The organism is Streptomyces sp. NPDC056160, from assembly GCF_042268205.1.
Classification (GTDB): domain Bacteria; phylum Actinomycetota; class Actinomycetes; order Streptomycetales; family Streptomycetaceae; genus Streptomyces.
This window is the reverse complement of record NZ_JBHJUW010000198.1, coordinates 1-12,156: the sequence shown is the minus strand read 5'-3', so window position 1 is coordinate 12,156 and position 12,156 is coordinate 1. Positions and strand designations below refer to the sequence as shown.

The following is a 12,156-nucleotide window of genomic DNA, read 5'->3' as shown; positions in this document are numbered from 1 at the left end:
GGCCCCGCCGCCCGCCCAGGCCGTGCGCGGCGGCGGTCGCGCGGCGGCGCCCTCCCCGCCGCCGCCGCTGTCACAGCGCGGGGTCGGGCTCGGGGCCGGGTCTCCGCAAGGCGTTGACCGGGCCGAGGCTGAGCGCTCGGGGCTCGGGGCTCGGGGCTCGGGAACGAAGATGACCTCGTCGAGAGGTGTCAGGCCGCCAGGGTCTCGTCCCTTTCCAGGCGGGCCAGGAGCTGGGTGCGGTGCAGGGCGGCCACCGGGCCGAGGAGGTCGGGGTGGCGCAGCAGCGCCGCCGCCGAGCTGTCCCGCTCGTCGGGGGTGAGCAGGCGCCGGAACTCGACCGGCGGGTGCGCCGTACGACCGTCGTCGGCGAGCGCGGCCACCGCGCGGCCGGCCAGGGCGGGGTCGGTGAGCAGGCAGGCCGCCCAGCTCGCCACGACCTCGTCCACCCAGGTGCGCCAGGCGTGGGTGTCCGGGTCCCCGGACCCGGCGCCGTCCGCTCCGGTGACCCAGTCCAGGCGGCCGGAGCCGCCGGGGCCCGACATGCCGACCAGCGCGGCGTCCATGGGGGTGGGGTAGCGCAGCCAGGCCGCGACCGCCACTGCCTGGCGTGCCTGCATCTCGCACAGGGCGGACGCCAGCGCGCCGCCGGACGCCGGGTAGGCGGCGGTCAGCCACTGGGCGGTCGCCGCGATGAGGGGGGAGAGATCTTCGAGCACTGCCGGGCCGTTCGCACTGGTTCACGGACACACGGACACAGGGACTGCCTGGAACCGTGGTCCGCTTCACGGACACAGGGACTACCTGGAACCGTAGTGCGCGGCCCTTGCCCCGCCTATGGCGCAGGCCTCCTCCGGGACGTGGCCTTGACCACAGCGACGGGCGCCGCGGGCGGGGCCGGCCGGAGGAGGCCCGGGTCTCGAGGGGCGGGAGGGGTCAGGCCTCCCCGGGGAACCGTTCCCAGACGCGGTGCGCGCCCAGCAGGCGGGTGATCTGCTCCAGCGTGGCGGTGCCGCTGTCGGCGACGATCACGCCGGGCGCGTCGGTGGGCACGCCCGCCGCCTCCAGCGCGGCCTCGGCTCCCTTCCAGGCGCCGATCGCCTTGCCGTGCCGGAAGGCCTCGGACAGCAGCAGGCCGACCCGGGGGTCATGGGTCGCCTGCTGTACGGAGGCCAGGGGGGACTTCGCGTCACGGGCGCCGTAGGCGTCGGCGCCCACGCCCGGTGTCCCGGACAGCAGCACGGCGTCGAACTCGACGGACCGCGCGGTGGCGTAGGTGCGCTGCACGGACAGCGGGTCGGCACCGTCACCGAGCACTCCGCCGGTCGGTGCGACGACGAGGGGCACCATGCCGCCGGCGAGCACGGCCTCGCGCACGGCCCGTACGCCGTCCAGGTCGCCGTCCGGACCGGCGATGATCCCGATCACCCTGCCGTCCGTGGGCCAGGTCCGGCCGACCTGCGACAGCGCGGGGCTGGGCTCGACGTCGGCGAAGGGCACCGTCGCCTCGGGCGCGGGCAGGCCGAGCCCGGCGGCGACCTCGGCGCACAGTTCGGGGTCGATGTTGGCCAGCACCTGCAGCCCGCGCTCCTTGACGGCCTGCTCGTAGCACTTGCCCAGCTCGAAGGTGTAGGCGCCGATGATGTGCTCGCGCTCGACCGGGGTCATGCTGAGCCAGAACCGGCGGGGCTGGCTGAAGTGGTCCGCGAACGTCTCGGGCGCCTCCCGGACCTTCTTCGCCTCCGGGATGCGCACGGGAGCCTCGATGTACGCTCCCGTGTCGGCCCCCGCGGTGAACGGGCAGCCGCCGTCGAGGGAGTTGGGCCGGTAGGGCGCGACGCCGCGGTGCACGGCCGTCTGGTGGAGGCCGTCTCGCAGCATGTCGTTGACGGGCGCGTGCGGGCGGTTGATCGGGATCTGTGCGAAGTTGGGGCCGCCGAGCCGTGTGATCTGGGTGTCCAGGTAGGAGAACAGGCGCCCGGACAGCAGCGGGTCGTCGGTGATGTCGATGCCCGGGACGAGGTGGCCGGGGTGGAAGGCGACCTGCTCGGTCTCGGCGAAGAAGTTCGACGGGTTGCGGTTGAGGACGAGCCGTCCGACGGGCTGCACGGGGGCGAGTTCCTCGGGGACGATGTTCGTCGGGTCCAGCAGGTCGATGCCCTCGAAGGTCTGCTCCGGGGTGTCGGGGAAGGTCTGGATGCCCAGCTCCCACTCGGGACAGGCACCCGCCTCGATGGCGTCGGCCAGGTCACGGCGGTGGAAGTCCGGGTCGACACCGCCCACGATCTGGGCCTCCTCCCACACCAGGGAGTGCACGCCCAGCTTGGGCTTCCAGTGCCACTTCACCAGCGTGGTGCGGCCCTCGGCGTCGACCAGGCGGAAGGTGTGGATGCCGAAGCCCTCCATCATGCGGAACGAGCGCGGGATGCCCCGGTCCGACATGTTCCACAGGACGTGGTGGGTGGCCTCGGTGTGCAGGGTGACGAAGTCCCAGTGGGTGTCGTGGGCGCTCTGCGCCTGCGGGATCTCCCGGTCGGGGTGCGGCTTGGCGGCGTGCACGATGTCGGGGAACTTGATGGCGTCCTGGATGAAGAACACCGGGATGTTGTTCCCGACCAGGTCGAAGACGCCCTCGCTGGTGTAGAACTTGGTCGCGAACCCGCGCGTGTCACGCACGGTGTCGGCGGAGCCGCGCGACCCGAGCACCGTGGAGAACCGTACGAAGACCGGCGTCTCGACGTCCTTGGCGAGGAAGGCGGCCTTGGTCACCGAGGTCGCCGTGCCGTAGCTGGTGAAGACGCCGTGCGCCGCAGCGCCGCGGGCGTGCACCACGCGCTCCGGGATGCGCTCGTGGTCGAAGTGCATCACCTTCTCGCGCAGGTGATGGTCCTGGAGCAGAACGGGGCCGCGCGGGCCCGCCTTGAGCGAGTGGTCGGTGTCGTAGAGCCGCGCTCCCTGCGCGGTGGTCAGGTAGCTTCCGCTCTGCGCCATACGGGCGCGGTCCGCACCGGTGGGCTGTCCGGTGGGCGAGACGGTGTCGGGTCCGCTCTGGTCGGGCTTGGGCGGCAGCGGGCCGCGCGGCTGCGTGGGCTCGACGACGGAGGGGGACTCGGATCCCGGCTTTCCCGGGATGCCCTCCTCAGGCCCCGCGCCGTCGCCCTGGAGTGCGTCGGCCACCTTGTGGGCTGCCTGCTTGATGGGGTTGGCCTCGCTCATGCGTACCGTTCCTCCACTCCTGGCCGTCACCACGGTGCGTGTGCTGCGGCCCTCTGCTCTCCGATTGCCGGTCGCCCCGACGGGGTCCGTCGCCTCCGGCCGGTGCCGGTCCTGCCGTACCACCCGAAAGATTCCGGCAAATAACCCTTAACGGGCATCGACCCTGTCAATCTCTCACGGCACGCAGGACGGCGCACGGGACCCGTCACGGCGGGGTGACCCTCCGGCCACACCGCGTACCCGGGCAGCGCCTTACAAGCCCTGCGAAAATCGCCCCGGTCGATGGGAGCCGCCAGGACACGCCCGACGCACGGCCCCGGCGCCGCCGTGCGGTCCGGTCGCGAGCATCCCGGCCGAGCCCCGCTGTGTCGGGCCGGGCGCGCCGGGTACCCGACCGGGCATCAGAAGGGCACCGGAACGGGCGGACGACCCGCGGGGCCGGGGCCGAGCCGGGGCGGCCGCCCCGGCCGGGCACCGCGGACCGGGCGGACCGGCCGGCCCCCGGCGGCCGTGAGTGCGGCGGAGGGAGCGGGCATGGCAGGGGACGGAGGCGGGACGGCCCCGGCGCGGCGGGCCGGACCGCCGGGTCTTCGTCTGGCGGCGGGCGGGGCGGGGCGACCGGCGCACCCTCCACCACGGACGCCGCAGGAGCGGGAGCAGCTCCCCCGGGACCGCAACCAGGCGATCCTGGAGGCGGCCAAGCAGGTGGGGGCTCTCCTCAAACGGAAGGGGCACCCCTTCGCGCTGGCGGGCAGCGTGGCCGTGTACGCGCACGGCGGCAGCGAGAACCTGCAGCACGACGCCGACTTCTGCGTCCTGCCCGAGGACGCCCAGGCGGTGGCGGCCACCCTGCGGGAGAACGGCCTGACCGTCTACGAGCCGCCGGAGGACTGGCTCATCAAGGCCACCTGCTTCGACCAGGACATCGACGTGATCTTCGTCCTCGCCCACCAGCCCGTCTCCCGGGAGATGCTCGGCCGGGCCGAGGAACTGCCGGTGGACTCCGTACGCATGCCCGTCCTGGCCCCGACCGACCTGCTGTGGAGTCTGATCGCCGCCTTCTCCGAGCACCACTGCGACTTCGGCGCCGTGCTCCCCATCGCGCGCGCCCTGCGGGAGAAGGTCGACTGGGAGCGGGTCCGGCGTGCCTGCGGGGACGACCCCATGCCGGCCTCCTTCTTCTTCCTGCTCGAACGGATGAACGTCATCGCCCCGCGGAGGGCGCCGAGGGAGCGGTCATGAACCATCACGGCGGAGAGCGGGCGCCCGGCCCTCCCGCGTCCGGGGACAACCTGGAGTACCGCGTCGCCCACCTCAGGGAGCGCATCGCCGGCGGCCCGCTCGGCGAACTGGGGGTACGGCTGGAGGTGCGCGGCGAGAGCGTGCTGCTCACGGGAACGGTCCCCTCGGCGCACTGCCGCGAGGAGATCTGCGGCCTGGTCGACGCCGAGCTGGCCGGCCACCGGGTCCACTGCGACGTCGTCGTCGCCGACGCCTCCTCCCCCGACCACGCGGAGGACCTCGCATGATCCGGATCGCCGCCGTCGGGGACATCCACATGGCGCCCGAGACCCGGGGCACGCTCCGGCCCGCCTTCGAGACGCTGCCCGAGTGCGCCGACCTGCTGCTGCTGGCGGGCGACCTCACCCGGCACGGCACGCTCGAGGAGGCCCGGGTGGTGGCCGACGAGATCAAGGGCCTCGCGGTGCCGGTCGTGGCGGTCCTCGGCAACCACGACCACCATGACGACCGGCCCGAGGAGGTGGCCGCCGTCCTGGAGGACGCCGGCGCCCAGGTGCTGGAGGGGCGCGGGGTGGTCGTGGAGTGCGACGGGGCCCGGGTCGGCGTCGCGGGGACCAAGGGGTTCGGCGGTGGCTTCCTCGGCCGCAGCGCGGGCGAGTTCGGCGAGCCGCTGATGAAGGAGTTCGTGCGGTGCAGCCGCCGCTGCGCCGACGGCCTGCGCGCGTCGCTCCAGCGGCTGGGCGAGCAGGGCTGCGACGTACGGATCGCCCTCACGCACTACTCGCCCGTCCCGGAGACACTCGCCGGTGAGCCCCTGGAGATCTACCCGTTCCTCGGCAGCTACCTGCTGGCCGAGGCCGTCGACACGGCCGGCGCCGACCTCGCCGTGCACGGCCACGCGCACGCCGGTACGGAGAACGGCATGACCAGCGGCGGCGTCCGCGTGCGCAACGTCGCGCAGCCGGTCATCGGGCGCGCGTTCCACGTGTACCACCTGCACGGCGCCGATGCCGGAGAAGCCTGAACAGCAGGGCCGTGACCGCGCCGGCCGCCCGCACGCAGGGGCGACCGGAGCGCACACGAGCGCCGGAGGACACGCGGGCGACCGGAGCGCACGCGGGCGGCCGGGCGCACACGAGCGCCGGAGCGCACCTGGGCACCGCTGCCCGTCCGCGGCCGGTTCCGTACCCTGGGGCCGTGCACATCTGTTTCGTCTGCAGCGGGAACATCTGCCGGTCCCCCTCCGCCGCGCTGGTGTTCGCGGAGCACCTGCGCCGGGCGGGCCTCGACGGCGAGGTGCGGGTCAGCAGTGCCGGCATCGGCCCCTGGCACGCCGGGGAAGCCATCGACGCGCGGGCCGGCGAGGTGCTGGCCCGGCACGGCTACCCGGTCGGACACGTGGCCGCGCAGGTCGGCGCCGAGCACCTGGACGCCGACCTGTTCCTGGCCATGGACCGCGGCCACGAGAAGGCGCTGCGCCGTCTCGTCGAGGACCCGTCCCGGATCCGGATGCTGCGCTCGTTCGACCCGGGCGCGACCGGTGACCTCGACGTCCCCGATCCGTACTACGGCGGCCCGGAAGGGTTCGACGAGGTGCTGGCGATGATCGAGTCCGCGGTGCCCGGCCTGCTCGCCTGGACGCGGGAGCGCCTGGACCCGTGACCAGCCGCCCCAGGGATGCCGACGGTCCCGCCCCTGCCGCGGCCCGCCTGACCGGGTGCCGCGCGACCGGCGAACGCCCGGTGACCGCCGCACTCACCGAGGTGACCCTGGACGACGGCCGGGTGGTGGTGGTCAAGCACGGTGACGACCCCGGTGCCGTACGCGCCGAGGCGGCGGGCCTGCGCTGGCTCGCCGACGCGGGCGCCGTACGGATCCCCGCGGTGCACGGCCACGACCGGCGGTGGCTGGTGAGCGACCGGATCGCCCCGGGCCCGCCGAGCGCCCGGGGCGCGGCGCGGTTCGGCCACGACCTCGCTGCCCTGCACGCCGCGGGCGCACCCGCGTTCGGAGCGCCGCCGCCCGGCGGCCCCGAGGACGCCCGTATCGGACGCGCGCCCCTGCGCAACGTCCCGGGCGCCGACTGGCCGGCCTGGTACGCCGAGCACCGGGTGCTGCCCTACCTGCGCCGTGCCGTCGACGACGGCGCGCTGCGCCCCGCCGGGGCGGCGGTGATCGAGGACGTCCTGGGGCGCCTGCCCGAGCTGGCGGGCCCCGCGGAACCGCCGGCGCGGCTGCACGGCGACCTGTGGAACGGCAACGTCCTGTGGGACTCGCGGGGGGAGGTCTGGCTGATCGACCCGGCCGCGCACGGCGGGCACCGGGAGACCGACCTGGCCATGCTCCACCTGTTCGGCTGTCCGCACCTGGACCGGATCCTGGACGCCTACCGGGAGAGGGCGCCCCTCACCGACGGCTGGAGCGGGCGCGTAGGCATCCACCAGCTGTTTCCCCTGCTGGTGCACGCGGTGCTGTTCGGCGGAGGATACGGCGAACAGGCGGTCGAGGCGGCCCGTACGGCCGGACGCTGACGGCCACAGGGTCCGGGAGGGTCCGGGTGCGACCGGAAGCGTCCGGAAGTGGCCGGGAGGGTCCCCGATACCGCCGACGTGGCGAATCTCGCTCCGGGCGGATGGCCCGTTTGCCATCGCCACGGGTGAGCAGGCGGTCCCCTGGACGCCTGTGTGCCGGCAGAGAGGAGCCCTCATGGCGGGCAATGGAGACGAGCTCCGGGAGAACGACGCCGATCGCGGTGCCGTCAGACGCCATCGCCTGTTGTTCCGCGCCGCGGAACGCCGCAGGAACCCGCCGCTGCGGCGGACCGACATCACCGTCACCGACGAGCGTGCCGTACGGCGCGCGGTGAAGGCCGCCTCCCTGGGCAATGCCATGGAGTGGTTCGACTTCGGCATCTACAGCTACCTGGCCGTCACCATCGGTCACGTGTTCTTCCCGTCCGGGAACGCCACTGTCGAGCTGCTGTCGTCGTTCGCGACCTTCGCCGTGTCGTTCCTGGTGCGCCCGCTCGGCGGGATGGTGTTCGGACCGATGGGCGACAAGATCGGCCGCAAGACCGTGCTCGCCATGACCATGATCATGATGGCGATCGGGACGTTCGCGATCGGCCTGATCCCCTCGTACGCCGCGATCGGCTTCTGGGCCCCGGCGCTGCTGATCTTCTTCCGGCTGGTGCAGGGCTTCTCCACCGGCGGGGAGTACGGCGGTGCCTCCACGTTCATCGCCGAGTACGCGCCCGACCGGCGGCGGGGGTTCTTCGGGAGCTTCCTGGAGCTGGGCACGCTCGCCGGGTACGTCGGCGCGTCGGGCCTGGTGACGCTGCTGACCACGTTCCTCGGCAGCGACGGGATGGAGTCCTGGGGGTGGCGCGTGCCGTTCCTGGTGGCCGGTCCCATCGGGCTGGTCGGCCTGTACCTGCGGCTGCGACTGGACGAGACGCCCGCGTTCCAGAAGCTGGGGGACGCCTCCGTGCACCGGGCGTCCGAGGCGGCGTCCGCGGTGGAGACGACCGCCAAGGGGGATCTCGCCAAGATCTTCCGCCAGTACTGGCCGTCCCTCCTGCTGTGCGTCTGCCTGGTCGGCGCCTACAACATCACCGACTACATGCTCCTGTCGTACATGCCCACCTATCTGTCGGACGAGCTGGGCTACTCCGAGACGAACGGCCTGCTGATCCTGATCGTCACCATGGTGGTGCTGATGCTGCTGATCAACCAGGTGGGCAGGCTCTCCGACCGCATCGGCCGCAAGCCCGTCCTCATGACCGGCATGCTGGGTTTCCTGCTGCTGTCGGTGCCGGCGTTCCTGCTGATCGGGCAGGGCGGCACGGTGTCGGTGACGGCGGGGATGCTGATGCTGGGGCTGTCCCTGGTGTGCATGCTCGGGACGATGTCGGCGGCGCTGCCCGCCCTGTTCCCGACGGAGGTGCGCTACGGCTCCCTGTCCATCGGGTACAACCTGGCCACCTCGCTCTTCGGCGGGACGACCCCGCTGGTGATCACCGCGCTGATCTCGGTCAGCGGCAGCCGGCTGATGCCCGCCTACTACGCCATGGCCGCGGCGCTGGTCGGCGTGGTCTCCGTGGTGTGCATGAAGGAGACCGCGCGCCGGCCGCTGGCGGGGTCCCCGCCCGCCGTGGCGACCGCGCAGGAGGCGGCGCAGATGGTGGAGAGCCAGGCACCCGCTCCCCGGTTCTGACCCGCCGGACCCCAAGCCGCGCGGCCCGCACCGCCGCGGGCCGTCGCTCCCGGACCCGCCGGCGTGCGGGTCCGGGAGCGTTGCTCACAGGTGCGGCCGGTGCCCCCGCTCCTGGTGGGGGAAGCTCTGGTCGGCGCCGGGCAGCGTGGGCCTGGGCAGCGTCGCCACCTCCTCCTTGGCCTTCTCCAGCTGCTCCGCCGTGTCGTGCGGCAGCCGGGGCGGGCGCGGGCGGCTGTGCGAGAAGCGGAAGGGGGAGGTGAAGTCGCCGAACGTCTCACGCCGCCAGGCGCTGATGTTCGGCTCCTCGACGCCGGTGAAGCGTTCGAGGAACCGCAGGGCCGAGGTGTGGTCGAAGGCCTCCGTGGCCACCCAGCCGCCCACGGTCCAGGGTGAGACGACGATGGCCGGTACCCGGAATCCGCCGCCGATGGGCAGGCCCCTGACGAACTCGTCGGGGGTGCCCGCGGGCGGGGTCGGCGGGGCGACGTGGTCGAACAGGCCGTCGTTCTCGTCGTAGTTGAGGATGAACGCGGTCTTGCGCCACACCTTCGGGTTGGCGGCGATGGCCTCGATCTTGGAGGCCACGAAGTCCGCGCCGGCGGCCGGCAGGTAGTCCGGGTGCTCGGACTGGTGGCTGGTCGGCACGATCCAGGAGACCGCGGGCAGGCGGTCGGCGCGTGCGTCGTCCTCGAAGGTGCCCTCCGGCTGCGGCCGTACGCCCCGCTCGTACAGTTGCGAGCCCGGCCGGGCGTCCTTGAAGGCGGCGAACTGCTCCAGCAGGTTGCATCCGTAGTCGTCGTCCTGCTGGTACACCTTCCAGGTCACCCCGGCGGCCTGCAGCCGCTCCGCGTACGTCGTCCAGCGGTACGGCTTCGGGGCGGTGTTGTCGATGATCGGGCCGCCGCGGGTGCCGCCCGGGTCGATCGTCCCGGTCATCCACATCAGCCGGTTCGGCCAGGTCGGCCCGAAGACCGAGCTGAAGTAGTTGTCGCAGACGGTGAAGGTCTCGGCGAGAGCGAACTGGAACGGGATGTCCTCGCGCGTGTAGTAGCCCATGACGTAGGGCCCGTTGACGCCGTCCGCCTTGCGGTGCGCGGGCAGCCAGCGGTCCATCCTGCCGCCGTTCCACGCCTCGTGCTGCACCGACCAGGCGTGGCTCGTCGAGGGGATGGCCTGCGCGCTGGACCTGTGGGTGTCGAGGTGGAAGGGCAGGAGGTAGCCCCGGGGGTTCTCGGCGTCCGGCTGGTAGAAGACCGACCGGCCGCCCTCGAGCCTGAGCGCGTCGCGGTCGCCGAAGCCGCGTACCCCCTTGAGGGTTCCGAAGTAGTGGTCGAAGGACCGGTTCTCCTGCATCAGCAGGACGACGTGCTCGATGTCGCGCAGCGAGCTGTGCCGGGGCGGCTCGGCGGCGACGGCCTTCTGGACGCTCGGTGGGAGGAGGGAGAGCGCCGCGGCGCCGCCCAGCGCGCCGGCGGCCGAACCCAGGAGTCTGCGGCGTGTCAACTCTGCCATCTGTGCTCCTTCTTGAGCGGATGAGGCTCTCACGCGTCACGGTCCGCCCGGAGGTGGACGGGCCGCCGACCCGTATCTGCCCACTGCGGCGAGGGGAAATTGGGGCGGCGGGTGAACAAGTGACCAACGTGTGCACAGCGGTTGACCAAGCCGTGGCCCACGCCGGCGCGGCGCCACCGGCTCGCGGCCCACGGCTCCGGAGCGCCCGCCCCCTGGGGGCCCGCGCGTCGTGAGCGGCCGGACGTCATCCGGGTTGCCTCGCAGATGTCCCGGTTTCGTCACCAAGTGGCACTGTCGTCACAGACGTTGCCTTCGCGGCCGTCGTCCCTGCTAGGAAATACGTCGTCACTGACCGACGGGTCGCCCGAGGGGGGCTCGCGGGTCATGTCGTACCGGCCCGCGAGGGCCGCAGGGGGAAGAGGTAGCACCGCAATGAACCGCACACGCACGGCCGTCGCGGCCCTGGTCACCACCGGCGTCCTCACCACCGCCCAGCTGGGACTGGCGGGTGCCGCCTCGGCGGCGACCGCCACCCCGCAGAGCTCGGGGTGCCCGGTCGACATCGTCTACCCGAGCCGGTTCTACGTGGACCACAACGGCTGGGTGACGGGCGGCGGCCTGTACTTCGGCGTCAGGAGCAGGACCAGCCGCAGCTACAACAACGTCACCTTCACCGTGACCGACGTCCGCAACCTCCGCTTCGGTCCGGCGACGGCCAAGGGCGGCCGGATCAGCCACCGGACGTCGAAGACCGTGTCCGTCTCCACGCGGACCTTCAAGGGAAAGGCGAGCCTCGGCTTCAAGGTCCGCACCCACCTGCTCAACACCCGCAACTACAAGCTGGCGTTCACCCTGCACGGTTCCGGCTGGCGGTGCGCCGTCGGCAGGGCACCTGGGGGTCCTGATCCCGGCCGCGCCCATGCGGCTGTGAGCCGTTCCACCGGTGCCCCGGCCCCCGGCCGGGGCACCGGCATGCCATGATCGCGTTACGCCTTGCGACGGCGGACGAGAGGTACGCTGCGAAGGCCGGAATCCCTGGGCACGACACCCCCGGGAGCGGCACACGCGGCCGGGAGAAGGGTGGTGTGCAGGGATGGACTGGCGCGACTTCGCCGAACAGATGGCCGACCTCGCCCGGCGTCTGCTGGCCCAGGACTCCCCGGCGGCGACGCTCGACGAGATCGCCTCCGCCGCGGTCGAACTCATCGACGGGTGCGAGGCCGCGGGGATCCTGGCCGTGCGCAAGGGGCGCGCCGTGAGCCTGGCCGTGACCGGGCAGATGGTCGAGGAGTCCGACCGCCTGCAGGGCGAGCTCGGTGAGGGACCCTGCTTCGACGCCGCCCGCCGGGTCAACGGCGACCGGGTGTTCCGCATCACCGACCTCAGCGTCCCGCAGCCCGGCTGGCCGCGGTACGCGCCGGCCGCCAGGGAGCTGGGCATCGGCAGCATGATGGGCTTCCTGCTGTACACCGACGACCAGGACTTCGGGGCGCTGGACTGCTACTCCAGCCGCCCCGGCGCCTTCACCCAGGAGAGCGAGACGGCCGGCTGGCTGCTCGCCTCGCACGCCGCCGTCGCCCTGGCCGGCGCCCGCACCGTCGACCAGCTGGAACACGCGCTGGAGACCCGGCACGCCATCGGCGAGGCCATGGGCATACTGCGCGAGCGGCACCGGCTCAGCGAGGAGGACGCGTTCGCCGTGCTGCGCCGCATCTCCCAGCACCACAACGTCAAACTCCGCGACGTCGCCCAGAACATCCGCCAGAAGGCCCCCCACAAGCCCTGACCAACGGCCCGGCCACGTGCTCGGGCCACGGCCCGGCCGCAAGCCCGAGCCCCCGACTGGGCCCGGCCCGGCCCCCGCCCGCACCGCGCCGCCGCCGGACGGGCTGGGCCCGCACCACCCGGACGGCCGTACCGGGGAGCCGGACGGCGGGCCCGCTCGCACCGCGCCGCCGCCGCGGGGTGCCGCGC

General features: G+C 73.3%; 11 protein-coding genes. 8 read left to right on the top strand and 3 right to left on the bottom strand.

The annotated features are described in order from the left end of the window. Window positions 1-188: 188 nt before the first annotated feature. Together ACFC02_RS38960 and ACFC02_RS38955 are read right to left on the bottom strand one after the other, a co-directional pair. Complete coding sequence (locus tag ACFC02_RS38960) at window positions 189-716, bottom strand: hypothetical protein (protein ID WP_376367150.1); 528 nt, start codon at window positions 714-716, stop codon at window positions 189-191. 217 nt (window positions 717-933) lie between these two features. Beyond that, complete coding sequence (locus ACFC02_RS38955) at window positions 934-3,213, bottom strand: catalase (protein ID WP_376367149.1); 2,280 nt, start codon at window positions 3,211-3,213, stop codon at window positions 934-936. 534 nt (window positions 3,214-3,747) lie between these two features. Here ACFC02_RS38955 and ACFC02_RS38950 point away from each other — a divergent pair. The 6 genes from ACFC02_RS38950 to proP all read left to right on the top strand — a co-directional run bounded on the left by ACFC02_RS38950 (window position 3,748) and on the right by proP (window position 8,670). Beyond that, entirely contained in the window at window positions 3,748-4,455 is a 708-nt protein-coding gene (locus ACFC02_RS38950) for a nucleotidyltransferase family protein (RefSeq protein ID WP_376367147.1), read from the top strand. Then, a complete protein-coding gene (locus ACFC02_RS38945) occupies window positions 4,452-4,742 on the top strand; it encodes a hypothetical protein (RefSeq protein WP_376367145.1) in 291 nt (96 codons plus the stop codon). The genes ACFC02_RS38950 and ACFC02_RS38945 overlap by 4 nt, the downstream gene beginning before the upstream one ends. Beyond that, window positions 4,739-5,479, top strand: coding sequence for a metallophosphoesterase (locus ACFC02_RS38940; RefSeq protein ID WP_376367143.1), 741 nt, complete (start codon window positions 4,739-4,741; stop codon window positions 5,477-5,479). The genes ACFC02_RS38945 and ACFC02_RS38940 overlap by 4 nt, the downstream gene beginning before the upstream one ends. A gap of 173 nt (window positions 5,480-5,652) precedes the next feature. After that, entirely contained in the window at window positions 5,653-6,117 is a 465-nt protein-coding gene (locus ACFC02_RS38935) for a low molecular weight protein-tyrosine-phosphatase (RefSeq protein WP_376367141.1), read from the top strand. Continuing rightward, on the top strand, window positions 6,114-6,986 hold the full coding sequence (locus ACFC02_RS38930; protein WP_376367140.1) for a fructosamine kinase family protein: 873 nt from the start codon (window positions 6,114-6,116) through the stop codon (window positions 6,984-6,986). Before ACFC02_RS38935 ends, ACFC02_RS38930 begins: the two co-directional genes overlap by 4 nt. 175 nt (window positions 6,987-7,161) lie before the next feature. After that, window positions 7,162-8,670 (top strand): glycine betaine/L-proline transporter ProP, encoded by a 1,509-nt coding sequence (proP, locus tag ACFC02_RS38925; RefSeq protein ID WP_376367138.1) that lies wholly within the window; start codon window positions 7,162-7,164, stop codon window positions 8,668-8,670. Window positions 8,671-8,754: 84 nt separating this feature from the next. Here proP and ACFC02_RS38920 read toward each other — a convergent pair whose 3' ends face one another. Further along, the gene (locus ACFC02_RS38920; protein ID WP_376367136.1) at window positions 8,755-10,182 is read right to left on the bottom strand and encodes an alkaline phosphatase family protein; all 1,428 of its coding nucleotides are present in this window, start codon (window positions 10,180-10,182) and stop codon (window positions 8,755-8,757) included. Window positions 10,183-10,614: 432 nt separating this feature from the next. On the opposite strand from ACFC02_RS38920, the gene ACFC02_RS38915 reads away from it, so the two are divergent. Next, window positions 10,615-11,163, top strand: a complete 549-nt coding sequence (locus ACFC02_RS38915; RefSeq protein WP_376367135.1) for a hypothetical protein — start codon at window positions 10,615-10,617, stop codon at window positions 11,161-11,163. A 112-nt stretch (window positions 11,164-11,275) separates the two neighbouring features. Next, window positions 11,276-11,968 (top strand): GAF and ANTAR domain-containing protein, encoded by a 693-nt coding sequence (locus ACFC02_RS38910; RefSeq protein ID WP_376367133.1) that lies wholly within the window; start codon window positions 11,276-11,278, stop codon window positions 11,966-11,968. Window positions 11,969-12,156: the final 188 nt, after the last annotated feature.